Genomic DNA, 23811 nt, shown 5'->3' with positions numbered 1-23811 from the left:
GAGACAGACACATCACATGAAAGCCAGGCTGGATCTGCAGGGCTGGGTGGAGCGCATCAAGGACCAGGACATGCCGGTCTTCGGTCGCACCGTGCAGATCGTGCGCGCCGTGACCGCCGACGAGAACGCGTCGGCCGCCGCGCTGGCGCAGGGCATCCTGCAGGATGCGGCACTGACCACCAAGGTGCTGAAGCTCGCCAACAGCGTGCTGTTCAACCCCTCCCGCCAGCCGATCAACACCGTCAGCCGCGCCATCGTGCTGCTCGGCTTCAACGTGGTGGGCGACCTGGTGCTGTCCATCCACCTCATCGACGCCTTGTTGTCAGGCGGCTTGCGTGAGCGGGTCGCGGCCGACATGGCGCGCTGCTTCCATGCCGCCGTGCAGGCGCGCACCGCCGCCATGCTGCGCGGCGCGCAGGACGCGGAGGAAGTCTTCGTGGCGGCCTTGCTGGGCCGGGTCGGCGAAATGGCGTTCTGGTGCTTTGGCGGCGCTGCCGCGCGCGAACTGGACCAGGCCATGAACGACGACCCCGACTCGCGGCCGGAAGACCTGCAACGCGACATTCTCGGTTTCAGCCTGCGCTCGCTGAGCCTGGAGCTGACCCGCGCCTGGCGCCTCGGGCCGCTGGTGGAAGGCGCACTCGCACCGGGCAACAACCCGGATACGTCGGAGGCCGCCATCGGCCTTGGCTATCGCCTGGCCGCCGCGGTGGAACAGGGCTGGGAGTCGCCGCAGGCGCTGGCGGCCCTGGCCCAGTATGCCGAGTTCGTCGGCCAGCCCGCGGCGGACGTGGCGGCGGCGGTGTCCGCCAACGCGACGGATGCCGCGCGGGTGGCCGCCCAGTTCGGCGCGGAGGATGCGGCCCGGCTGATTCCCATCCCGCCCAAGGGCCTGGGCGTGGACATCCAGGCCGAGGCGGCCGACCCCGGCCCCGACTCGCTGCTGCAGTTGCGCATCCTGCGCGACCTGTCGGCGCTGGTGGCGGGCCGGCCTTCGCTCAACGACGTGCTGCAGCTGGTGCTGGAGGGCATCTACCGGGGGCTCGGCATGGGCCGCGCCGTGTTCGCGCTGCAGAGTGCCGACCGCCTGCAGGTGGTCGGCAAGGCGGCGCTGGGGCGGGGTGCGGAAACCCTGGTGCGGCGCTTCGCCTTCGCGCTGGACGGCATGCCGGGCGACATCATCAACGAAGTGTTCGAGCAGCGCCGCAACGTCTGGCTGAAGCCGGCAATGGTCGACCGCGTGAAGCCGGAGCGCCTGGTGCGGGTGACCGGCTGCGAGGAAGGTTTCCTGGCGCCCATCGTCACCAGCGGGCGGGTGATCGGCGTGTTCTACGCGGACCGTAGCGGCCTGGCGCTGGACGAGGAAGGCTGGCAAGGCTTCCAGCATTTCGTGCAGCAGGCCGGCCTGTGCTTCGAGCACGTGGCGGGCAAGGGCAAGCGCCAGCAGTAGCCTCGGGGCGGGGCGCAGCCCCGGGCCGCGACGCTCAGGCCGCGGTGGTGGCGCTGTCGCTCTTGCGTCGGCCGATGGCGGCGGTGTGTCCCGCCGCGTCCGCCCATTCCATGATGACCGTCTGCAATGCGTGCGGGTCGGACGGCTTCATGAAGTGATGGTCGAAGCCGGCGTCCCGCGCCATCGCCTGGTCCTCCTTCTGCCCGTAGCCGGTGAGCGCGATCAGCAACAACTCGCTGGTGTGCGGATTGCCGCGCAGCGCCTTGGCCACTTCGTAGCCGTTCATGCCCGGCAGGCCGATGTCGAGCACCACCACGTGCGGCGAGAAAGCCTCGACGCAGGCCAGCGCCTGCTTGCCGTCGCCGGCGATCTTCACTTCGTGGCCTTCCAGCCGCAGGAAGGCGGCAACGCTTTCCGCCGCGTCGTTGTTGTCGTCCACCACCACGACGCGTGCTCCGCGTCCTTCCTGGCGCGCCTGCCGTGGCAACTCCACCAGCGCCGATCCTTCGCCGGCACTGACGACGTAGGCGGGCAGGGCGACGATGAACTCCGCACCGCGGCCGATGCCGTCGCTGCAGGCCTGCACGCTGCCGCCGTGCATTTCGACGAGGCGCTGCACCAGGGTCAGGCCGATGCCCAGGCCGCCCTGCGACCGGTCCAGCGAGCGCTCGCCCTGGGCGAACAGGTCGAAGATGCGCGGCAGCAGTGCCGCGTCGATGCCGATGCCATTGTCGCGGACGCGCAGCATGACCGCGTCGTCCTCGTTGCCCGCCAGCAGTTCGATCCGTCCGCCGTCGGGCGTGTACTTCGCGGCGTTGTTGAGCAGGTTGGACACGACCTGCGCCAGCCGCGCGAAGTCGCCGCGCAGCCACACCGGTTCCTCGGGCACCGACACCACCAGGGTGTGCTTGCGCGCCTCGATCAGCGGCCGCACGGTTTCCACGCCATGCGCCACCACGTTGCCCAGTTCCACCGCGTCGGTCTTCAGCGCGATCTTGCCCTGGCTGATGCGGGAGACGTCGAGCAGCTCTTCCACCAGGCGCGCGAGGTGGGTCACCTGCCGGTCGACGACGTCGCGGGCCCAGGTGAGCGCGGGCTCCGGCGGGGCGAGGCGGCGGATGATCTCCACCGCATTGCGGATCGGTGCCAGCGGGTTGCGCAGCTCGTGCGACAGCATCGCGAGGAACTCGTCCTTGCGCCGGCTGGCGTCCTGCAGGCCTTCCTCCGCTTCGCGTGAGCGGATGATCTCCTGCTGCAGGTTGCGGTACAGGCGCGCGTTGTCGAAGGCGATGGCGGCGCGGCTGGCCAGCTCGTCGATGGTGGCGAGGTCCTGCGGGGCGTAGGCCGGCGAGGGCCGCGCATTGGCCAGCGCCAGCAGGCCGAGGGCGCGGTCGCCGGCGCGGATGGGCACCAGAAGCAGGTTGCGCAGGTCGTTGCGCCACAACTCGTCGTCCGTCGCCGCGCCGGCGAGCGGGTCCAGTTCCACCTGGATGGTGGTGTCGTCGGACAGGTGCTGCCGCAGGATCGCCACGACCTGCGCGGGCAGCTTCTCGAAGGGCTGCACCATGCTGGTCTGCGCCGGTGCCGCATCGCTGCCGGCGTGGCGGATGAGCATGCTGGCGGGCTGGTCGTCCATGTCCAGGTGCAGGATCGCCAGGTCCGCCATGCCCGGCGCCACCAGTTCCAGCAGCTTCTGCATGGTGGCGAGCGGGTCCAGCGAGGTGCCCAGGTCACGGCTGGCCCGCGACAGGAAATTGGCGCGCCGGGTGGCTTCCTCCGCCGTACGACGGGCGGATTCCGCCTGCATCAGCGCGATGCGCTCGTCGGCCAGCCACTGGCTGCGCCGCTGCATCTCGTGCAGTTGCACGAAGACCATCACCTTGCTGCGCAGCACTTCCGGCACCACCGGCGACAGGATGTAGTCCACCGCGCCCAGCGAGTAGCCGCGTGCGGTCTGCATCTCGTCCGCGAAGGCGGTGATAAAGATGATGGGCGTGTGCGCCGTGCGCTTGTAGCGCCGGATCATGCTAGCGGTTTCCAGGCCGTCGATGTCCGGCATGTTCACGTCGAGCAGGATGACCGCGAAGTCGCGGTGCAGGATTTCCCGCAGCGCCTCGGCGCCGGAATGCGCCATCACGAGGTTCTGGCCCAGGTCCTCCAGGACGGTCTTGAAGACCAGCAGCTTCTCCGGCATGTCATCCACGATGAGGATGTTTGCCGGCTTGAAGGCCTGTTCAGTGAGCATGCTCGGCTCCATGGCGCGCGACATCGTTCAGCGGTACAGCCAGCCGCGCAATACGGACAGCAGATGCACGGTGTCCACCGGCTTGGACAGGTAGTCCCAGGCGCCGGCCTCGATGCATTTCTCGCGGTCGCCCTTCATCGCCTTGGCGGTCACCGCGATCATCGGCAGGTCCCGGCCTCGTGGCAGTTTACGGATCTCCGTCATGGTCATGATGCCGTCCATCTCCGGCATCATGATGTCCATCAGCACGATGTCGATGTCGTCGTTCTGCTCCACCAGGCGGATCGCCTCGCGGCCGTTGTTGGCGGACATCACCTGCATGCCCTGTTCGTCCAGCACGGTGGCCAGCGCGAAGATGTTGCGCATGTCGTCATCGACGATCAGCACCTTCTTGCCGGTGAGGATCTGGTTGGACGCGTGCAGCAGCTCGATGGCGCTCAGCTCCTCCGCCGACATGTCGTCGATGCTCCGGTGCAGGAAGAAGGAGATGTGGTCCACCAGCCGCGCCAGCGAGTGGGCATGGCGCAGCGCGAACACGCCGTCGCCGCCCTTCCAGCCCAGGTCGGTCATCGCGTCGGCGTCGAAGGCGGCGTGCGTATCCGCTTCCGCGTCGCCGTCGGCAATCTCGCTCTCCTGGAACAGCACCACCGGCAACTGGCGCGTCAGCGCCCAGCCGTCGAGTGCGTCCAGCACGTCCTGCGGCCCCATGCCGCCGACGCGCTGGTCCACCACCAGGCAGTCGATGGCCTGGCTGCCCAGCTTCTCCCGCGCGCTGGCGGCATCGGCCTCGATGTGCAGCACCACATTGTCGTCCGAGAAGCGCTCCGCCAGTTCGTCGCGCAGGGCGTCGTCCGGCGACACCAGCAGCAGCTGGCGGGTGCTGCGGGCGCAGAACTCCTTGAGCTGCGCGATGGCGGCATCCACCACGTCGCGCGACTGCAGCGGCTTGGTGATGAAGCCGATGGCACCGGAGTTCAGCGCGCGTTCGCGCGAATCGTCGGTGGACACCACGCACACCGGCATGTGGCGTGTGTGCAGGTCGGCCTTCAGGCGGTCGAGGATGCGCCAGCCCTGCATGTCGGGCAGGAAGATGTCCAGCGTGATGACCGCGGGCCGGTATTCCTTGGTCATGGCCAGGCCCGCAGCACCGGTGGTGCTGACGATGCCCTTGAAGCCGTTGTCGCGCGCGGACTCCAGCAGCACCTTGGCGAAGCCCAGGTCGTTCTCGATGATCAGCAACACCAGGTCGTCCGGCCCGATGTTGTCGCGGTCGTCACCGGCCTCGTTGATGAACTCGCTGATCAGCACGTCGTTGCCGGCCACCGCCTCCACCTCCTGCAGGGGCACGGTGCTGCGGCTGGCGGGCACGGTGTCCAGGCGGGCTTCGATGGCCTGCGCGGCACTGGCGCGCGGGCGGCTGACGCGGCCGGCGTAGGTTTGCGGCAGGTAGAGCGTGAAGATGCTGCCATGTCCCGGCGAGCTTACCAGCCTGATCTCGCCGCCGAGCAGCCGGGCGAGTTCGCGGCTGATCGCCAGGCCCAGGCCGGTGCCGCCGTACTTGCGCGAGGTGGAGCCGTCGGCCTGCTGGAAGGCCTCGAAGATGATCTGCTGCTTGTCGGCCGAGATGCCGATGCCGGTGTCCGCCACCGAGAAGGCGACCACCTGGGCGGCGCGGTTGAGGTCTTCGTTCTCCGGTGACCAGCCGTGCATGACCGGTGCCACCGTGAAGCGCACTTCGCCCACGTGGGTGAACTTGAAGGCGTTGGACAGCAGGTTCTTGATGATCTGCTGCAGGCGCTTGATGTCGGTGAGGATGGTCTTGGGCAGGCCCGGCTCCATCGCCACCTTGAAGTCGACGTGCTTGCCGTCGGCGAAGTGGCTGAAGCTGCGCTCCACGTAGCGGTTGAGGTCTTCCGGGCGCAGTTCGCTGATGTCCACCGCCACCGTGCCGGATTCGATCTTCGACAGGTCGAGGATGTCGTTGATGAGCGCCAGCAGGTCGTTGCCGGAGGCGTGGATGGTCTTGGAGAACTCCACCTGCTTGCCGGTGAGGTTGCCTTCCGCGTTCTTGCACAACTGGTCGGAGAGGATCAGCAGCGAGTTGAGCGGGGTGCGCAACTCGTGCGACATGTTGGCGAGGAACTCCGACTTGTACTTGGAGGTGAGGGCGAGCTGCTCGGCCTTTTCCTCCAGCGCCTGGCGGGCCTGTTCCACCTCGGTGTTCTTGCGCTCCACCTCCTGGTTCTGGTGGGCGAGCAGGCGGGCCTTTTCCTGCAGTTCCTCGTTGGTGGTCTGCAGTTCCTGCTGGCGGTTCTGCAGTTCTTCCGCGAGCGATTGCGACTGCTTGAGCAGGTTCTCCGTCCGGGTATTGGCCTCGATGGTGTTGATCACGATACCGATCGATTCGGTGAGCTGATCGAGGAAGGCCTGGTGGGACGGGTTGAAGCGTTCCAGCGAAGCGAGTTCGACGACGCCGCGCACCTCGCCTTCGAACACCACCGGCAGCACCAGCACGTCCAGCGCCGCGGTCTCGGCCAGGCCGCTGGCGATGCGGAAGGCCTCCGACGGCACATTGGTGAGGAGGATCTTCTCCTTCTCCAGCGCGCACTGGCCGACCAGGCCTTCGCCGAGGCTCACCTCCTTGCCATGCGCCGGCTGTCCGCCGGAGGCGTAGCTGGCCAGCAGCTTGAGGCGCGGGGTTTCGGCCGTGGCGTTGAGCACGTAGAACTCCGCCTGGTGGGCGCCGACCACCGGCGCGAGTTCGGACAGGATCAACTGGCCCACGGTCACCAGGTCCTTCTGGCCCTGCAGCATGCGCGAGAACTTGGCGAGGTTGGTCTTCAACCAGTCCTGCTCGGTGTTTTTCTGCGTGGTGTCCTTCAGGTTGCGGATCATCTCGTTGATGGTGTCCTTCAGCGCCGCCACTTCGCCTTGGGTGTCCACCGTGATGGATCGCGTCAAGTCGCCCTGCGTCACCGCGGTGGCCACTTCCGCAATCGCGCGCACCTGCGTGGTGAGGTTGGCCGCGAGTTCGTTCACGTTCTCGGTGAGGCCCTTCCACGTACCCGCCGCACCCGGCACCTTGGCCTGTCCGCCGAGCTTGCCTTCCACTCCCACCTCGCGCGCCACCGTCGTCACCTGGTCGGCGAAGATCGCCAGCGTGTCGGTCATGGAGTTGATGGTGTCGGCCAGCGCAGCGATCTCGCCCTTGGCTTCCACGGTGAGCTTCTGCTTCAAGTCGCCGTTGGCCACGGCGGTCACCACCTTGGCGATACCGCGTACCTGCGAGGTGAGGTTGCCGGCCATGAAGTTCACGTTGTCGGTGAGATCCTTCCAGGTACCGGACACGCCGCGCACCTGCGCCTGACCACCGAGGCGGCCTTCGGTGCCCACCTCGCGCGCCACCCGCGTCACTTCCGCGGCAAACGATGAGAGCTGATCCACCATGGTGTTGATGGTGGCCTTCAGTTCCAGGATCTCGCCCTTCACGTCCACCGTGATCTTCTTCGACAAGTCACCGGCGGCCACCGCCTTGGTCACGTCGGCGATGTTGCGCACCTGTGACGTCAGGTTGGAACCCATGGAGTTCACCGAGTCGGTCAGATCCTTCCAGGTGCCGGCCACACCCTGCACGTCGGCCTGGCCGCCGAGCTTGCCTTCGGTGCCCACCTCGCGCGCCACGCGGGTCACTTCCGCAGCGAAGCTTCGCAGCTGGTCCACCATGGTGTTGACGGTGTTCTTCAGCTCCAGGATTTCGCCCTTCACATCCACCGTGATTTTCTTGGAGAGGTCACCCGCCGCCACCGCCTTCGTCACGTCGGCGATGTTGCGCACCTGTGACGTGAGGTTGCCGGCCATGAAGTTCACCGACTCGGTCAAGTCCTTCCAGGTACCGGCCACGCCCTGCACGTCGGCCTGGCCGCCCAGCTTGCCTTCGGTACCCACTTCCCGCGCCACCCGGGTCACTTCCGCGGCAAACGATGAGAGCTGGTCCACCATGGTGTTGATGGTGGCCTTCAGTTCCAGGATCTCGCCCTTCACATCCACGGTGATCTTCTTGGACAAGTCGCCCGCCGCCACCGCTTTCGTCACGTCCGCGATGTTGCGCACCTGTGACGTGAGGTTGCCGGCCATGAAGTTCACCGACTCGGTGAGATCCTTCCAGGTACCGGCCACGCCCTGCACGTCGGCCTGGCCACCGAGTTTGCCTTCGGTGCCCACTTCCCGCGCCACGCGCGTCACTTCCGCGGCGAAGGAGTTGAGCTGGTCCACCATGGTGTTGACGGTGTTCTTCAGCTCAAGAATTTCGCCCTTCACATCCACCGTGATCTTCTTCGACAAGTCGCCGGCCGCCACCGCCTTCGTCACGTCCGCGATGTTGCGCACCTGGGACGTGAGGTTGCCGGCCATGAAGTTCACCGACTCGGTCAGATCCTTCCAGGTACCGGCCACGCCCTGCACGTCGGCCTGGCCGCCGAGCTTGCCTTCCGTACCCACTTCCCGCGCTACCCGCGTCACTTCCGCGGCGAAGGATCGCAACTGGTCCACCATGGTGTTCACCGTGGCTTTCAGTTCCAGGATTTCGCCCTTCACATCCACGGTGATCTTCTTCGACAAGTCGCCCGCGGCCACCGCTTTCGTCACGTCCGCGATGTTGCGCACCTGCGAAGTGAGGTTGCCGGCCATGAAGTTTACGTTGTCGGTGAGGTCCTTCCAGGTACCCGACACGCCGCGCACTTCCGCCTGACCGCCGAGGCGGCCTTCGGTACCCACCTCCCGCGCCACCCGGGTCACTTCCGCAGCAAACGACGAGAGCTGATCCACCATGGTGTTGATGGTGGCCTTCAGTTCCAGGATCTCGCCCTTCACGTCCACGGTGATCTTCTTCGACAAGTCACCGGCGGCCACGGCCTTGGTCACGTCGGCGATGTTGCGCACCTGTGAAGTCAGGTTCGACGCCATCGAGTTCACGGAGTCGGTCAAGTCCTTCCAGGTCCCGGCCACGCCCTGCACGTCGGCCTGGCCGCCGAGCTTGCCTTCGGTGCCCACTTCCCGCGCCACGCGCGTCACTTCCGCGGCGAAGGAGTTGAGCTGGTCCACCATGGTGTTGACGGTGTTTTTCAGTTCGAGGATTTCGCCCTTCACATCCACCGTGATCTTCTTCGACAAGTCACCGGCGGCCACCGCCTTGGTCACGTCGGCGATGTTGCGCACCTGTGACGTCAGGTTGCCGGCCATGAAGTTCACCGACTCGGTCAAGTCCTTCCAGGTGCCGGCCACGCCTTGCACGTCGGCCTGGCCGCCGAGCTTGCCTTCGGTACCCACTTCCCGCGCCACCCGCGTCACTTCCGCGGCGAAGGATCGCAACTGGTCCACCATCGTATTGACGGTGTTCTTCAGTTCGAGGATTTCGCCCTTCACATCCACCGTGATCTTCTTCGACAAGTCACCGGCCGCCACCGCTTTCGTCACGTCGGCGATGTTGCGCACCTGCGAGGTGAGGTTGCCGGCCATGGAGTTCACCGAGTCGGTCAGGTCCTTCCACGTCCCCGACACACCTTCCACCCGCGCCTGACCGCCGAGAATCCCTTCCGTACCCACTTCCCGCGCCACGCGCGTCACTTCCGAGGCGAAGGAACGCAGCTGGTCCACCATGGTGTTGATGGTGTTCTTCAGCGTGAGGAACTCGCCCTTCACGTCCACTTCGATCTTCTTGGAAAGGTCGCCCTTCGCCACCGCGGTGGTCACGTCGGCGATGTTGCGCACCTGGTCGGTGAGGTTGCCGGCCATGGAGTTCACCGAGTCAGTGAGGTCCTTCCAGGTACCCGCCACGCCCTTCACCTTGGCCTGGCCGCCGAGCTTGCCTTCGGTCCCCACTTCGCGCGCCACCCGCGTCACTTCGGCGGAGAAGTTGCCGAGCTGGTCCACCATCTTGTTGATGGTCTTGGCGGTGCGCAGGAATTCGCCTTCCAGCGGTCGGCCATCCACTTCCAGCGCCATGCTCTTGGACAGGTCACCCTGCGCCACGGCGCCGATCACGCGTGCCACTTCCGAGGTGGGGTGCACCAGGTCGTCGATCAGCGAGTTGATGTTGTCGACCGAACTGGCCCAGAAACCGCGCGCATTCGGCAGGGCCGCGCGCTGCTTGAGCTTGCCTTCCTTGCCGACCATCTGGCTCAGGCGCTCCAGCTCGTCGGCCATGGTGGCGTTCTGCTCGACCAGATCGTTGAACACTTCCGCCACCTTGGCGAACACGCCGTGCCCACCGTAGGGCAGGCGCACGCTGGCGTCTCCGCGTCGCAGTGCGACCAGCGCCGACAACAGCATGGTGAGTTCTTCGGTCTCGTCGAACTCGACGGTTTCTCCCACTGCATTCATGACGACGCTCCTCCGGTCGGGCGACGGTTGTCGGCGGTTGTGTCAGCGTTTCACGAGAAAGTTCTTCTCGATGATCGCGTACAGGATGATCAGGAAACCTGACAGGCGCATCAGGTAAAGATAGGTGAAAGTCTCGTCCGGTTCGGAGACGAAGAGATTGCCGAACCGGTTCAGCGCGAAAATCAGGAAGGCCAGCGCGAAGAAGCCGAAGATGCGGTCCCCGGTGCGGCGCCACTGCCGCAGGAACAGCAGCGAGCAGCTCACCAGGCAGATGAACAGCATGCCGGTGAGGAAGTACAGCCAGCCCTGGGTGTCCGGTCCGATGCTCATCGGTCGGCCTCCGTGATCAGGCCGTAGAGCATCGCCATCGCGCCCAGCACGGCAGGCAGCAGGCGCAGGATGGACAGCTCCACGTCGGGCAGGATCATCATGTCGACGATGGCCATCGCGTTGTTCAGCGTGAAGCCCAGGAAGGCGAGGGCGCCCCAGAACAGCAGCCGGACGCCACTGCGACGATAGCCGCGCGCCAGCAGGCCGCAGCACAGCAACGAGGTCAGCGTGCACAGCACATAGACGCTCTCGATCATGGCGATTTCTTCCGGAAGACGAAGGAGTCGGCGAATGTCTGTGCGTCGCTCGGCCGTGCGTAGATCAGGCTGGTGACGGTGACGCGTCGTTCGTTGTAGGCGTCGCGCAGGTCCTGCACGACCGCATCGTCCTGGGGGTTGCGGGTGGCGTAGAGGAAACTGCCGTCCCCGGTGCGTTTCACCAGTCCGCTGCGTTCCAGTTCGCTGAGGAAACCCAAGGCCCCGTTCTCCTGCACGAACAGCTCGCGCGCCAGCCGCTCCGCCGACCACGGTTGCGGCGCATCGGCCTGCAGCAGGAGCAGGGCTTCGAGCAGGCCGATCGACCGGATGTGGCGGCGAATGAACGCGGCGGTCTGTGGCGAGATTTCTGAACCAGACATGCGCGCAGGCTGACGATGACGCTTCCGTTGCTTCCCCGAGCGCTCTCCTGACGGAAAACGATCCCCCCGTTGCGCAGACATACCATCCCCGTTGGTACGCGCAGCGTCAGCGGATGCTGGCATGCAGCCTGGTGATGGGGTGTAGGAGTCGTCCTACTCCCGTGTAGGAGGCGTCTTGGGACAAGACGCGGCGTTGATCCGGTCACACGGGGGCCGATATGTGTGACGGCGGGAGGGGCTACGGAGAGGGCCGTTGTCCGTGACTGGCGGAATCCCCCTGCAAGTGCCAATAACGGTGGCCGTGCCGGGGTCGGATAACAGTTCTGACGATTCTCGATGCAGCGCACATCGCCCTTTTTTCGCGCAGGCGTATGCTCGCGCACACATGCGGCGCGGCAACGCTGCCAGCACAAAAACAGAACGAAACATTGGAGACAACATGATGCGTCAAGTCCTGGCCGCCTTCGTGGTGAGCCTGGCGGTGAGCCCTGCGTTCGCCGCCACCGATTACCCTTCCGGCTACACCAAGTGCGTCCAGAACACCGGCGCGACCTGTACCTTCAGTGGCACGCGCTCGGTGGCGCTCGGCAAGTCCGGCAGCTTCGTCTACGCCACCTTCACCAACAGCGTGGTGTGCTCCGGCGGCAACTTCCCGAGCAACAGCTTCACCTCGTCGGCCTGGTGCTCCTACGCCAACACCACGAGCTCCTCGTCGGGCGGCAGCTCGTCGAGCAGTTCGTCTTCCTCCAGCTCGTCGTCGAGTTCCAGTTCTTCGAGTTCTTCATCGAGCTCTTCCTCCAGCTCCTCGTCCAGTTCTTCGTCGAGCACGGGTTCGTCGTCGTCTTCGTCCTCCTCCTCCTCGTCGAGCAGCAGCTCCTCCAGCAGCTCGTCGGGTGGCACGGCCTACATCAGCCAGCACGGCAATCCGATCGTGACCAACCGCTTCACCGCGGACCCGTCGGCGATCGTCGACAACGGTCGGGTGTATGTCTATGTCGGCGTCGACGAGGCGGCCGTGGGTGGCACCGACTACGTGATGAACCAGTGGCGCGTGTACTCCTCCGCCGACATGAAGACCTGGACCGATCACGGCTCGCCGATGAACGTCAGCACCTTCAGCTGGGCGAAGGGCCGTGCGTGGGCCAGCCACGTCGTCAAGAAGGACAACAAGTACTGGTGGTACGTGACGGTGGAGCACAAGACGAAGTCCGGCATGGCCATCGGCGTGGCGGTGTCCGACAGCCCGACCGGCCCGTTCAAGGATGCGAAGGGCTCGGCCATCGTCACCAACGACATGACGACCCACACCGACATCTGGTGGGACGACATCGACCCGGCCGTGCTGGTGGATTCCGACGGCTCGGTGCACATGTGGTGGGGCAACACGGTGCTGAAGTACGTCAAGCTCAAGAGCAACATGATCGAGCTGAACGGCAGCATCCAGCGTATCAACCTGGACTGGTTCACCGAGGCGCCCTTCGTGCACAAGCGCGGCAGCACCTACTACCTGTCCTACGCCTACAACTTCCCGGAGAACATCGCCTACGCCACGGCGTCGAGCCCCGGCGGCCCGTGGACCTACCGCGGCATCCTCCAGACGCCGAACTTCAACGTGGGCACCAACCACCAGGCGATCGTGGAGCTGAACGGCCAGAGCTACATCATCTACCACACGGCTGCGCTGCCCACCGGCGGCGACTACCGTCGCTCGGTGGCGGTGGACAAACTGTCCTATAACTCCGATGGCACGATCCAGCCGGCGCCGCAGACATCGACCGGTGTGCATGGCATCAGCCGTCGGCTGCAGTCGTACAACTTCAGCGACCGCTACGTGCGTCACGCCAACTTCGACGTGCTGCTGGATCCGGGCGTGACCCCGGCGCTGGATGGACGCTGGAAGCTGGTGCCGGGCCTGGCGAACACCGGTTCGGGCTACGTGTCCTTCGAGTCGGTGAATGTGCCGGGTTACTACCTGCGCCACGCCGACCTGGACTTCAGCCTGGCCAAGCATGACGGCAGCGACACCTTCCGTCAGGACGCGACGTTCAGGGTGGTGCCCGGTCTTGCGAACAGCGGGGCGTCGTCGTTCCAGTCGTACAACTTCCCGGATCTCTACATCCGTCACTCGGCGTACTCGTTGAAGCTGCACCCGATCAGCAACGACGCCGACCGGCAGGATGCGACGTTCAGGATCGTGGAGTGACGAGGACAGACCACGAGAAGGCGTGACACGGTGAATCCGCATGGCGATCTGGCAGTCGCCGTGCGGCGTGGCAAGGCAGTACCACAAGGCAACACAACAAGAGATTTCCGGAGGAGACAACCATGATCCGCAAACTACTGGCCGGCCTCAGCGTCGGCCTGCTCAGCCTGGGTGCCCAGGCGGCGACCGACTATCCGTCGGGCTACACCAAGTGCGTACAGAACACCGGCGCCACCTGTTCCTTCAGCGGTACCCGCTCGGTGGCCCTGGGCAAGTCCGGCAGCTTCGTTTACGCCACGTTCACCAACAGCGTGGTGTGCTCCGGCAGCAACTTCCCGAGCAACAGCTTCACCTCGTCGGCCTGGTGTTCGTACGCGAACAGCACGACGTCCTCGTCGGGTGGCAGCTCGTCGAGCAGTTCGTCCAGCTCCTCCAGCTCTTCGTCCAGTTCATCGTCGAGCTCGTCGTCCAGCTCTTCTTCCAGCTCCAGCTCGTCCTCTTCGTCCTCGAGCTCCAGCTCCTCGTCCAGTAGCTCTTCGTCCAGCAGCTCATCCTCCAGCTCGTCGAGCACCGGTGGTGGTCAGGGCGCCGGCTTCTGGGGCGCGCAGGGCGAGATCGGTTCGCACGATCCGACCATCACCAAGGAAGGCAGCACCTGGTGGGTGTTCCAGACCGGCCCCGGCATCCAGGTGCGTTACTCCAACGATAACGGCCGCAACTGGGCCGCGACACCGCAGATCTTCCTGCAGCGTCCGAGCTGGTGGAGCACCTACGTGCCCGCGCACAGCGGCCTCGACGTGTGGGCGCCGGACGTGCAGATCTACAACGGGCGTGTGTGGCTGTACTACTCGATCTCGACGTTTGGCCAGAACACCTCGGCCATCGGCCTGGTGTCCGCGCCCAGCATCGGTGGTGGTGCCTGGCGCGACGACGGCATGGTGCTGCGTAGCACGAGTTCCAACGACTACAACGCCATCGACCCGCACCTGACCTTCGACAGCAGCGGCAATCCGTACCTGGCGTATGGCTCGTTCTGGAGCGGCCTGAAGATCGTGAAGGTCGACAAGAACACCATGAAGCCGACCGGCTCCGTGACCTCGATCGCCAAGCGCAGCAACGGCATCGAAGCGCCGGCCATCACCTACCGCAACGGCTACTACTACCTGTTCGCCTCGATCGACCGTTGCTGTGCCGGCGTGGACAGCACCTACAAGATCGTCGTCGGCCGCTCCACCAGCATCACCGGTCCCTACAAGGACAAGAGCGGCAAGAGCATGCTCGACGGCGGCGGCACGGTGTTCGATTCCGGCAATGCACAGTGGATCGGCCCGGGCGGCCAGGACGTGGACGGCAGCAACGTCATCATCCGTCACGCCTACGACGCGACCGCCAACGGCGCACCGAAGATGCTGATCAACGACCTGAAGTGGGATTCGTCCGGCTGGCCGACGTACTGAGCCAGCGCCTGAACGACCACTGAAAGAAGCACTCGGGCCGCACACGCGGCCCGAGTTCATTGAGCGTGACGCGCAGCCTTTCGCGATACGGGTTGTGATGAAGCACGCATGCACGGACGAGGACAAGGAGACAGGACATGAACCGATTTCTTTCGCAGGCGCTGCGTGCCGCCGCCTGCCTGGGGCTGAGCTTCGGCTTGCTGGGCGGCGAAGCGGCGGCGCAGTTCGCCAAGGGCGCGGACGTCAGCTGGATCACCGAGCAGGAAGCGGCGGGTACGCGCTTCTACAGCGACAGCGGTTCGCAGCAGGACGTGCTGCAGATCCTGAAGGACCACGGCGTGAATGCCGTGCGTTTGCGCGTATGGGTGAATCCGCAGGGTGGCTGGAACGGTGTCAACGATGTGGTGGCGAAGGCGAAGCGCGCCAAGGCCGCCGGCCTGCGCATCATGATCGACTTCCACTACAGCGACTCCTGGGCGGACCCGGGCCAGCAGAACAAGCCGGCGGCGTGGAGCAGCCACTCCTTCGAGCAGCTCATGAACGATGTGTGGAGCCACACGCGTGACGTGCTGAACACGCTGAAGTCCAACGGCATCTCGCCGGAATGGGTGCAGGTCGGCAACGAGACCAACAACGGCATGCTGTGGGAGCAGGGCAGAGCCTCGGCCAACATGCGCAACTTCGCGTGGCTGGTGAACAGCGGCTACGACGCCACCAAGGAAGTGTTCCCCAGCGCGAAGGTCATCGTGCACCTGTCGAACGCCTACGACAATTCACTGTTCCGCTGGATGTTCGACGGCCTGAAGAACAACGGCGCGCGCTGGGACATCATCGGCATGTCGCTGTACCCGACGACCAGTGACTGGCCGACGCTGAACAGCCAGGCGCTGAGCAACATGCGCGACATGAAGTCGCGTTACGGCAAGGACGTGATGATCGTCGAGATCGGCATGGAGGCGTCCGCCGCCACGACCAGCCGCGCCTTCATCCAGGACATCCTGGCCAAGGCGCGTTCGGCCGGCGCACTGGGCGTGTTCTACTGGGAGCCGCAGGCCTACGGCATGTGGAAGGGCTACGGCAAGGCGGCCTGGCAGGACAACGGACGGCCGTCGGTGGCGATGGATGCTTTCCTGGAAGGGTCTTCTTCCTCATCTTCATCCTCGTCGTCGAGTTCGTCTTCATCGAGTTCGTCATCGAGCTCCAGCTCGTCGAGCAGTTCGTCGTCGAGTTCCTCCAGCAGCTCGTCGAGTTCCGGTTCGTCTTCTTCATCCTCCTCTTCATCGTCCAGCAGCTCCTCCGGCGGCGCACCGGTTCTCGGCGGCACCGGCGACTACCCCAGCGGCTTCAGCAAGTGCGCCGAACTGGGCGGCACCTGCAACGTCAGCAAGGGAACGGGATGGGTGGCCTTCGGTCGCAAGGGCAAGTGGGTGGCGAAGCACGTCGGCGTGGGCAGCAGCATTGCCTGCACCGTCGCAGCCTTCGGCAGCGACCCGGGCGGCAACCCGAACAAGTGCGCCTACCAGCAGTGAGCTGACGGCGGGCAATCGAGGACATGACAAGGGCCGCATGCGCGGCCCTTGTCATGTGCAGCCGCTACAATGCGCGCTTCCCACGTCCGGACCGCTGAGGGTCCGTGTGTCGACCATCTGCGAGGAAGCGCCATGCCCGTCAATCTGCCCCTGCCCGTTGCCGATCAACTCCTGCCCGTCGCCGGTGTGCGCCTGGGCGTGACGGAGGCGGGCATCCGCAAGGCCAATCGCCGCGACCTGACGCTGATCGAGCTGGCTGCCGGCAGTGCCGTCGCCGGCGTGTTCACGCTGAACCGCTTCTGCGCCGCGCCGGTGCAGGTCTGCAAGACGCACCTCGCCAGCGGTGACATCCGCGCGCTGGTGGTGAATACCGGCATCGCCAACGCCGGCACCGGCGAACTGGGCCTGTCGAATGCGCGTGCGACCTGCGCCGCGGTGGCCGAGCAGCTCGGTGTGAAGGCGGAGCAGGTGCTGCCGTTTTCCACCGGCGTGATCCTGGAGCACCTGCCGATGGATCGCCTCGTCGCCAGCTTGCCCGCAGCCAAAGCCGCGTTGAAGGCCGACGGCTGGTACGACGCCTGCCACGGCATCATGACCACCGACACCCAGCCGAAGTGCGCTTCGCGCCAGGTGAAGATCGGCGGCCAGACCTACACGCTGACCGGCATGAGCAAGGGCGCCGGCATGATCCGCCCCAACATGGCGACCATGCTGGGCTACGTCGCCACCGACGCGCCGCTGTCGCAGGCGCTCACCGAAGCGCTGGTGCGCGAAGCGGCAGACCTGTCCTTCAACAGCATCACCATCGATGGCGATACGTCGACCAACGACAGCTTCATCCTGATCGCCACCGGCGCCGCTGGCGGCGCAAAGATCAGCGACGCAGCCAGCGCCGAGTACAAGGCCCTGCGCGACGCGGTGGTCGAGCTCTCCGTGTGGCTGGCGCAGGCCATCGTGCGCGATGGCGAAGGCGCCACCAAGTTCATGACCATCGCCGTCGGCGGTGGCAAGAGCCGCGACGAGTGCCGCCAGGTGGCCTACGCCGTGGCGCATTCGCCGCTCGTCAAGACCGCGTTCTTCGCCTCCGACCCCAACCTCGGCCGCATCCTGGCCGCCATCGGGTATGCCGGCGTGAACGATCTGGACGTGAACACCCTGCGTGTCTGGCTGGGCGGCGGTGGCGAGGAAGTGCTGGTGGCCGAGAAGGGTGGTCGCGCGGTGAGCTACGTCGAGGATGCAGGTGCCCGCATCATGAAGAACGCGGAGATTACGGTGCGTGTGGACCTGGCGCGCGGCGATGCGGCGGCCGAGGTCTATACCTGCGACTTCTCCTACGACTACGTGAAAATCAATGCCGACTACCGCAGCTGATCGCGTCCGCCCGACAGTGTGTGACAAAAATCACTGTCGGTGAATTTGACGAATTTTGTGATTTTGCGGAAATATTTCTGTCAAAAAGATCGTTTAAGTCTTTGAGACGAAAAAACTTTTAGAAATTGGTCCGCGGCTTGCTAAAGCTCTCCCGTCTGTTCAAAAAAACACAGGGAGAGCTTGATGTCTGTCGCTACCACCGTTCGTTCCGCCTTGCTGGCCACCCTCCTGGTTGCCAGCGCTGCTGCCCAGGCCGTGCCGGTCACTTTCAACTTCCGCACCAGCAACCCGCTGGACAACGACGGCAAGATGACCGTAGGCGGCGTCCTGCTGGATGTGGATTCCGCGCCGGGCTCCATCGTCGAGAACTCCGGTGGCCTGGGTGTCCAGGGGCTGGGCCAGGGACACGTCAACAACTCGCCGCCCGATGCGGACGGCGAATGGCTGCTGTTCAAGTTCGCCACCCCGGTTGCGCTGACCAGCTTCCTCCTGACCTCGATCGATGCCGTGGATGGCTTCGAGCTGAGCTGGGGCGTGGGTGCGCTGAGCAACAGCCTGACCGTCAGCCCGCTGGGAAGTGTCTCCAACCCCTTCACCTACGACGTCAATCCGGACGCCATCGGCTCCTGGTTCCGCATCAAGGCCGTGGGCGGCACCAACAGCAATGACTCGGACTTCTACGTGGGCTCGATCACCATCGACACCGCCGTGCCGGCTGCGCCGAACAACAACGTGCCGGAACCCGCGTCGCTGGCCCTGCTGGCCGTCGGCCTGCTCGGTTACGCGGCACGTCGTCGTAGCCGGGCCAAGTAAGCGGGCCAAGTAAGCGGCGCAATTTGTGCGACGCAGATTGACCCGGTCAGCACCAACGCCCAAAGTTTGATCGAACCGCCAACTAAGCCGCACGGCAATGCGGACCAGAACAGGCGGACAGCTCCGTAGAGAGGCTGGAGGACATCAGCGCGGTCGGAGGAGAGAGTCGGAAAGAGAAGGCCCCGTGCAAATGGCACGGGGCCTTTTTCTTTGCCTGACCGAGGGAGCGGCGCCGCTCAGTGCAGCACGCGCGGCCCGAGCAGTGAGAAGAGCGGGATCTCGGCGTCGAAGCGATGCCCGTCCGCCGCCTGCATCTGGTAGGTGCCGCGCATGGTACCGAAGGGCGTGCCCAGCGAGCAGCCGCTGCTGTACTCGAAGGATTCACCGGGCTGCAGCGTCGGCTGTTCGCCGATCACGCCCATGCCCTGTACTTCCTGCACTTCGCCGTCGGCATCCGTGATGATCCAGTGGCGGCTGATGAGCTGGGCGGCCACGTCGCCTCCGTTGCGGATGCGGATGTGGTACGAGAAGACGTAGCGTCCCGCGTCCGCATCGGATTGTTCTTCGATGAACTGGGCCTTGGCCTCGACCTCGATCTTGTAGTGGCTGCTCACAAGCACGCTCCGGTAGTGGAAAATGGCGGGGTGGCCATGGTGCAGATTCTGCCGCACTTGCCGCTCCCGCTTCATTTCACGCAATTCAAGACTCCGCATCATGTCCAAGCCGACCTACCGCATTGCCCCCAGCCTGCTTTCCGCCGACTTCGCCCGCCTGGGCGAGGAGGTCCGCAACGTCATTGCCGCGGGCGCGGACTGGCTGCACTTCGACGTGATGGACAACCATTATGTCCCGAATCTCACGGTTGGTCCGCTGGTGTGCCAGGCTATCCGGCCGCACACGCAGGCGAAGATCGACGTGCACCTGATGGTGGAGCCGGTGGACGCGCTTGTGCCCATGTTCGCCAAGGCCGGTGCCGACGTCATCACCTTCCACCCGGAGGCCTCGCGCCACGTGGATCGCACGCTGCAACTCATCCGCGACCAGGGCTGCATGGCCGGGCTGGTGTTCAACCCCGCCACGCCGCTGAACTGGCTGGACCACGTGATGGACAAGCTGGACATCGTGATGCTGATGTCGGTGAACCCCGGCTTCGGCGGCCAGAGCTTCATTCCCTCCACGCTGGACAAGCTGCGCGCCGTACGTGAGCGCTTCGACGCCTACGAAGCGCAGACCGGCAAGCGCATCCTGCTGGAGGTGGATGGCGGCGTGAAGACCGACAACATCGCGGAGATTGCCCGCGCCGGCGCCGATACCTTCGTGGCGGGCTCCGCCGTGTTCGGCGCATCGAAGGACAGCGACCCGCACCGCTACGACTCCGTCATCGCCGCGCTGCGCAGCGAACTGGAAAAAGTCTGATGCTGGCTTGCCGTGCGGTGCTGTTCGACCTGGACGGCACCCTGGTCGACGCGGTGCCCGACCTCGCCGACGCCACCCGCGCCATGCTGGTGGAGCTTGGCGAAGCGCCACGCAGCGACGAGGAGGTTGGCCGGTTCATCGGCAAGGGGCTGGGCGTGCTGGTGGAGCGGGCGCTGACGCTGGGCCGGGCACCGGCAGACGCCGCACGCATCGACCACGCGCTGGCCGTCTTCAAGCGGCACTACGCGCATTCCAACGGCCGCCGCGCTGTGGCCTACCCACATGCCCGCGACACCCTGCAGACGCTGCATGCGCGCGGCTTCAGGCTCGGCTGCGTGACCAACAAGGCTGCCGAGTTCACCGAGCCCTTGCTGCGACAGTTGGGGTTGGCCGAATTCCTGGACAGCATCGTCAGCGGCGACACCCTGCCGCAGAAGAAACCTCAGCCCGAGCCCTTGTGGCATGCCTGCGCACAGCTCGGTGTGGCACCGGACGATGCGGTGATGGTCGGCGACTCCGTGAACGACGCCCAGGCGGCCCATGCGGCAGGTATCCGCCTGGTGCTCGTCACCTACGGCTACAGCGAGGGCCAGCCCGTAGACAGCATTCCTTGCGACAAGCTAGTATCGGGCCTCGCCGAGTTGCCCGGCCTGTTCGGCCCGGAGCCCCGGCTCAAGCGTGAAAGCATCCTGTGACTGACAAGAGCCTGTTCTGCGGAAAGGGGAGTTTCCCGAACCGCGCCGCCCCCAGCTGGCAGCGCGTCGGGTACTCGTGGCGCGCTCTCTCCTGAGCCGCCGGCGCGGGCTGCGCGCCGCAACACCCGTTGTCGCAAGAAGAACACGCACTTGGAGTCATCATGACCGAAGCTGAATTCCTGGCGCTGGCCGGGCAGGGCTACAACCGCATCCCCCTGACCCTCCAGACTTTCGCCGATCTCGACACCCCGCTGTCGATCTACCTCAAGCTGGCCAACGAGCCCTACACCTACCTGCTGGAATCCGTGCAGGGTGGTGAGCGTTTCGGCCGCTATTCCATCATCGGCCTGCGCGCGAATACCCGCATCGAGGTGCGTGGTCGCAGCGTATTGCTGATCGCCAACGACCACATCGTCGAGCGCCGCGACTACGGTGATCCGCTGGCCTACGTCGGCGAGTTCATGCAACGCATCAAGGTGCCGCCGCGCGACGGCCTGCCGCGTTATTGCGGCGGCCTGGTCGGCGCCTTCGGCTACGACACGGTGCGCTACATCGAGTCGAAGCTGGCGAAGCACCAGCCGAAGGACGACCTGGAAGTCCCCGACATCGCCCTGCTGTTGTCGGAAGAGATCGCCATCGTCGACAACCTGTCCGGCAAGCTGACCCTCGTGGTGTATGCCGAGCCGGAAGTGCCCGGTGCCTACAAGAAGGCCCAGGCGCGGCTGAAGGCGCTGCTCGGCAAGTTGCGCGAGCCGGTGGCCATTCCCGCCGACGTGTGTGCCGAATCGAAGCCGGCGGTGTCCGGTTTCGGCGAGGACGCCTTCAAGGCCGCCGTGCTGCGCGCCAAGGAATACATCGTCGAAGGCGACATCATGCAGGTGGTGCTCAGCCAGCGCATGAGCAAGCCGATTGCCGCCAGCCCGATGCAGTTGTATCGCGCGCTGCGGGCGCTGAACCCCAGCCCCTACATGTTCTTCTTCAACTTCGAGGACTTCCATATCGTCGGCGCTTCGCCGGAGATCCTCGTCAAGGTGGAGGACGACACCGTCACCGTGCGGCCCATCGCCGGCACCCGCAAGCGCGGCGCCACGCACGAGGAAGACCTCGCGCTGGAAGCCGACCTGCTGGCCGACCAGAAGGAACTGGCCGAGCACCTGCAGTTGCTCGACCTCGGCCGCAACGACATCGGCCGCGTGGCTGCCACCGGCAGCGTGAAGGTGACCGACCGCTTCACCATAGAGCGCTACTCCCACGTCATGCACATCGTGTCGAACGTGGAGGGCACGCTGCCCAAGGGCACCGACCATCGCGCCGCGGCGCTCGCCGTGCTGCGCGCGACCTTCCCGGCCGGCACCGTCAGCGGTGCGCCCAAGGTGCGCGCGATGGAAATCATCGACGAGCTGGAACCCACCAAGCGCGGCATCTACGCGGGTGCTGTCGGCTACCTGGGCTTCGATGGCGACCTGGACGTGGCGATCGCGATCCGCACCGGCGTCATCAAGGACGGCGTGCTGCACGTACAGGCCGGCGCCGGCATCGTCGCCGACTCCAACCCCGATTCGGAATGGCAGGAAACGTTGAACAAGGCCCGCGCCGTGCTGCGCGCCGCCGAGATCGCGGAATCCGGTCTCGATACCCGAATCGAATAAGTCTCAAGGATTGGAGCCTGCCATGCTGCTGATGATCGACAACTACGACAGCTTTACCTACAACCTGGTGCAGTACTTCGGCGAGCTGGGTGCCGACGTGCGCGTGCATCGCAACGACCAGATCACGCTGGAGCAGATCGAGGCCATGCGGCCCGACAAGATCGTGATCTCCCCCGGGCCGTGTTCGCCGAACGAGGCGGGCATCTCGGTGCCCACCATCAGGCATTTCGCCGGCAAGCTGCCTATCCTCGGCGTGTGCCTCGGCCACCAAAGCATCGGCGCGGCCTTCGGCGGCAAGATCATCCACGCCAAGCGCCTGATGCACGGCAAGACATCCCCGATCCAGCACGAGAACACCGGCGTGTTCAAAGGGTTGCCGAACCCCTTCACGGCAACGCGTTACCATTCGCTGGCCATCGAGCGCGAGACCTGCCCGGACTGCCTGGAGGTCACCGCGTGGACCGAGGATGGCGAGATCATGGGCGTGCGCCACAAGACGCTGGCCATCGAGGGCGTGCAGTTCCACCCCGAATCGATCATGACCGAAGGCGGTCACCAACTGCTGAAGAATTTCCTGGAGCGCTGACATGAGCCCGCAAGAAGCCCTGCAACGCGTCATCGAGCATCGCGAGATCTTCCACGACGAGATGGTCGACCTGATGCGCCAGATCATGTCGGGACAGATGTCGCCGACGCTGATCGGCGCCATCATCACCGGCCTGCGGGTGAAGAAGGAAACCGTCGGCGAGATTGCCGCCGCGGCGACCGTGATGCGCGAACTGGCAACGCGCGTTCCCGTCGTCGATGCCAGCAAGCTTGTCGACATCGTGGGTACCGGTGGTGACGGTGCGCATACCTTCAACATCTCCACCGCGTCGATGTTCGTGGCGGCGGCGGCCGGCGCGACCATCGCCAAGCACGGCGGACGGTCGGTGTCCTCGCAGTCCGGTTCGGCCGACGTGCTGGAAGCGCTGGGCGCCAACATCAACCTGACGCCGGAACGCGTCGGCCAGTGCATCGACGAGGTGGGCCTGGGCTTCATGTTCGCGCCGAACCACCACGCCGCGATGAAGCATGCCGCGCCGGTACGCCGCGAGCTGGGCGTGCGCACCATCTTCAACATCCTGGGTCCGCTGACCAACCCGGCGGGTGCGGCCAACCAGGTCATGGGCGTGTTCCATCCCGACCTGGTCGGCATCCAGGTGAGGGTGCTGGAACGTCTGGGCGCCCGCAATGTCATGATCGTGCACGGGGTCGAAGGGCTGGACGAGCTGTCCATCTCCGCGCCCACGCTGGTGGGCGAATTGCGTGACGGCGAGGTGCGCGAGTACCGCATCAGCCCGGAAGACGTCGGCCTGCCGCTGCATGCGGCATCGACGCTGCGGGTGGCCAACGTGGAGGAGTCGAAGGCCGTGGTGCTCGGCGCACTGGACGGCAAGCTGCCGGCGGCGCGTGACATCGTCGCCTTCAACGCCGGCGCCAGCCTCTACGTGTCGGGCGTGGCCGACTCGCTCACCAATGGCGTGGAGCGTGCACTGGATGCGATCGCCAGCGGCGCCGCGCGCAAGAAGCTGGATGCCTTCGTGGCACGCACCCGCGAATTCACCGCGGCAAGCTGAGTACTGACAAGGATATAGA

At 65.5% G+C, this 23811-nt stretch carries 17 protein-coding genes; 11 read left to right on the top strand and 6 right to left on the bottom strand.

The genetic code is table 11. From position 1 onward, the window contains the following. The first annotated feature begins 16 nt into the window (after nucleotides 1-16). Nucleotides 17-1450: an HDOD domain-containing protein gene (locus tag VVD47_RS07685; protein ID WP_327602816.1), complete on the top strand. Its 1434-nt coding sequence runs from the start codon at nucleotides 17-19 to the stop codon at nucleotides 1448-1450. Nucleotides 1451-1484: 34 nt separating this feature from the next. Here VVD47_RS07685 and VVD47_RS07680 read toward each other — a convergent pair whose 3' ends face one another. The 5 genes from VVD47_RS07680 to VVD47_RS07660 are packed head-to-tail and all read right to left on the bottom strand — an operon-like array spanning nucleotide 1485 to nucleotide 11040. Continuing rightward, nucleotides 1485-3695 (bottom strand): response regulator, encoded by a 2211-nt coding sequence (locus VVD47_RS07680; protein ID WP_327602815.1) that lies wholly within the window; start codon nucleotides 3693-3695, stop codon nucleotides 1485-1487. A gap of 27 nt (nucleotides 3696-3722) precedes the next feature. Then, nucleotides 3723-10073 (bottom strand): HAMP domain-containing protein, encoded by a 6351-nt coding sequence (locus tag VVD47_RS07675; RefSeq protein WP_327602814.1) that lies wholly within the window; start codon nucleotides 10071-10073, stop codon nucleotides 3723-3725. A 42-nt stretch (nucleotides 10074-10115) separates the two neighbouring features. Beyond that, nucleotides 10116-10403: a DUF5985 family protein gene (locus VVD47_RS07670; RefSeq protein ID WP_327602813.1), complete on the bottom strand. Its 288-nt coding sequence runs from the start codon at nucleotides 10401-10403 to the stop codon at nucleotides 10116-10118. Continuing rightward, nucleotides 10400-10660 carry a DUF5985 family protein gene (locus VVD47_RS07665; RefSeq protein WP_327602812.1) on the bottom strand — a complete coding sequence of 87 codons (261 nt, stop codon included), beginning with the start codon at nucleotides 10658-10660 and terminating at the stop codon, nucleotides 10400-10402. The genes VVD47_RS07670 and VVD47_RS07665 overlap by 4 nt, the downstream gene beginning before the upstream one ends. Further along, nucleotides 10657-11040 (bottom strand): hypothetical protein, encoded by a 384-nt coding sequence (locus VVD47_RS07660; protein ID WP_327602811.1) that lies wholly within the window; start codon nucleotides 11038-11040, stop codon nucleotides 10657-10659. The genes VVD47_RS07665 and VVD47_RS07660 overlap by 4 nt, the downstream gene beginning before the upstream one ends. Nucleotides 11041-11479: 439 nt before the next feature. Between VVD47_RS07660 and VVD47_RS07655 the strand changes: the two genes are divergently transcribed. The 5 genes from VVD47_RS07655 to VVD47_RS07635 all read left to right on the top strand — a co-directional run bounded on the left by VVD47_RS07655 (nucleotide 11480) and on the right by VVD47_RS07635 (nucleotide 18413). After that, nucleotides 11480-13243 (top strand): AbfB domain-containing protein, encoded by a 1764-nt coding sequence (locus VVD47_RS07655; RefSeq protein ID WP_327602810.1) that lies wholly within the window; start codon nucleotides 11480-11482, stop codon nucleotides 13241-13243. Between the two features lie 122 nt (nucleotides 13244-13365). After that, nucleotides 13366-14700, top strand: coding sequence for a glycoside hydrolase family 43 protein (locus tag VVD47_RS07650; RefSeq protein ID WP_327602809.1), 1335 nt, complete (start codon nucleotides 13366-13368; stop codon nucleotides 14698-14700). A 137-nt stretch (nucleotides 14701-14837) separates the two neighbouring features. Then, on the top strand, nucleotides 14838-16229 hold the full coding sequence (locus VVD47_RS07645; RefSeq protein WP_327602808.1) for a glycoside hydrolase family 53 protein: 1392 nt from the start codon (nucleotides 14838-14840) through the stop codon (nucleotides 16227-16229). A gap of 132 nt (nucleotides 16230-16361) precedes the next feature. Continuing rightward, the gene (gene argJ / locus VVD47_RS07640) at nucleotides 16362-17600 is read left to right on the top strand and encodes a bifunctional glutamate N-acetyltransferase/amino-acid acetyltransferase ArgJ (RefSeq protein WP_327602807.1); all 1239 of its coding nucleotides are present in this window, start codon (nucleotides 16362-16364) and stop codon (nucleotides 17598-17600) included. A 183-nt stretch (nucleotides 17601-17783) separates the two neighbouring features. After that, nucleotides 17784-18413 carry a PEP-CTERM sorting domain-containing protein gene (locus VVD47_RS07635; RefSeq protein ID WP_327602806.1) on the top strand — a complete coding sequence of 210 codons (630 nt, stop codon included), beginning with the start codon at nucleotides 17784-17786 and terminating at the stop codon, nucleotides 18411-18413. A gap of 236 nt (nucleotides 18414-18649) precedes the next feature. On the opposite strand, the gene apaG is transcribed toward VVD47_RS07635, so the two are convergent. Further along, nucleotides 18650-19033, bottom strand: coding sequence for a Co2+/Mg2+ efflux protein ApaG (gene apaG / locus VVD47_RS07630; RefSeq protein ID WP_327603200.1), 384 nt, complete (start codon nucleotides 19031-19033; stop codon nucleotides 18650-18652). A 94-nt stretch (nucleotides 19034-19127) separates the two neighbouring features. Here apaG and rpe point away from each other — a divergent pair, with 94 nt between their 5' ends. The 5 genes from rpe to trpD all read left to right on the top strand — a co-directional run bounded on the left by rpe (nucleotide 19128) and on the right by trpD (nucleotide 23792). Beyond that, nucleotides 19128-19829: a ribulose-phosphate 3-epimerase gene (gene rpe / locus VVD47_RS07625; RefSeq protein WP_327602805.1), complete on the top strand. Its 702-nt coding sequence runs from the start codon at nucleotides 19128-19130 to the stop codon at nucleotides 19827-19829. Continuing rightward, the gene (locus VVD47_RS07620; RefSeq protein ID WP_327602804.1) at nucleotides 19829-20524 is read left to right on the top strand and encodes a phosphoglycolate phosphatase; all 696 of its coding nucleotides are present in this window, start codon (nucleotides 19829-19831) and stop codon (nucleotides 20522-20524) included. Before rpe ends, VVD47_RS07620 begins: the two co-directional genes overlap by 1 nt. Before the next feature lie 161 nt (nucleotides 20525-20685). After that, nucleotides 20686-22173, top strand: coding sequence for an anthranilate synthase component I (gene trpE, locus VVD47_RS07615; RefSeq protein ID WP_327602803.1), 1488 nt, complete (start codon nucleotides 20686-20688; stop codon nucleotides 22171-22173). A gap of 22 nt (nucleotides 22174-22195) precedes the next feature. Beyond that, on the top strand, nucleotides 22196-22759 hold the full coding sequence (gene pabA, locus VVD47_RS07610) for an aminodeoxychorismate/anthranilate synthase component II (protein ID WP_327602802.1): 564 nt from the start codon (nucleotides 22196-22198) through the stop codon (nucleotides 22757-22759). Between the two features lies 1 nt (nucleotide 22760). Next, nucleotides 22761-23792 (top strand): anthranilate phosphoribosyltransferase, encoded by a 1032-nt coding sequence (gene trpD, locus VVD47_RS07605; protein WP_327602801.1) that lies wholly within the window; start codon nucleotides 22761-22763, stop codon nucleotides 23790-23792. Nucleotides 23793-23811 lie beyond the last annotated feature (19 nt).

The organism is Uliginosibacterium sp. H1, from assembly GCF_036017065.1.
GTDB lineage: Bacteria > Pseudomonadota > Gammaproteobacteria > Burkholderiales > Rhodocyclaceae > Uliginosibacterium.
The sequence above is the reverse complement of the archived record's forward strand: the minus strand, read 5'-3'. Positions and strand labels throughout refer to the sequence as shown.

Coding starts and splice junctions, on each gene's coding strand:
- VVD47_RS07655 (WP_327602810.1), top strand. CDS start 11,480: ATGATGCGTCAAGTCCTGGCCGCCTTCGTGGTGAGCCTGGCGGTGAGC.
- VVD47_RS07645 (WP_327602808.1), top strand. CDS start 14,838: ATGAACCGATTTCTTTCGCAGGCGCTGCGTGCCGCCGCCTGCCTGGGG.
- VVD47_RS07635 (WP_327602806.1), top strand. CDS start 17,784: ATGTCTGTCGCTACCACCGTTCGTTCCGCCTTGCTGGCCACCCTCCTG.
- VVD47_RS07675 (WP_327602814.1), bottom strand. CDS start 10,073: ATGAATGCAGTGGGAGAAACCGTCGAGTTCGACGAGACCGAAGAACTC.
- VVD47_RS07620 (WP_327602804.1), top strand. CDS start 19,829: ATGCTGGCTTGCCGTGCGGTGCTGTTCGACCTGGACGGCACCCTGGTC.
- trpD (WP_327602801.1), top strand. CDS start 22,761: ATGAGCCCGCAAGAAGCCCTGCAACGCGTCATCGAGCATCGCGAGATC.
- VVD47_RS07680 (WP_327602815.1), bottom strand. CDS start 3,695: ATGCTCACTGAACAGGCCTTCAAGCCGGCAAACATCCTCATCGTGGAT.
- VVD47_RS07685 (WP_327602816.1), top strand. CDS start 17: ATGAAAGCCAGGCTGGATCTGCAGGGCTGGGTGGAGCGCATCAAGGAC.
- VVD47_RS07650 (WP_327602809.1), top strand. CDS start 13,366: ATGATCCGCAAACTACTGGCCGGCCTCAGCGTCGGCCTGCTCAGCCTG.
- VVD47_RS07660 (WP_327602811.1), bottom strand. CDS start 11,040: ATGTCTGGTTCAGAAATCTCGCCACAGACCGCCGCGTTCATTCGCCGC.
- rpe (WP_327602805.1), top strand. CDS start 19,128: ATGTCCAAGCCGACCTACCGCATTGCCCCCAGCCTGCTTTCCGCCGAC.
- trpE (WP_327602803.1), top strand. CDS start 20,686: ATGACCGAAGCTGAATTCCTGGCGCTGGCCGGGCAGGGCTACAACCGC.
- pabA (WP_327602802.1), top strand. CDS start 22,196: ATGCTGCTGATGATCGACAACTACGACAGCTTTACCTACAACCTGGTG.
- argJ (WP_327602807.1), top strand. CDS start 16,362: ATGCCCGTCAATCTGCCCCTGCCCGTTGCCGATCAACTCCTGCCCGTC.
- VVD47_RS07665 (WP_327602812.1), bottom strand. CDS start 10,660: ATGATCGAGAGCGTCTATGTGCTGTGCACGCTGACCTCGTTGCTGTGC.
- VVD47_RS07670 (WP_327602813.1), bottom strand. CDS start 10,403: ATGAGCATCGGACCGGACACCCAGGGCTGGCTGTACTTCCTCACCGGC.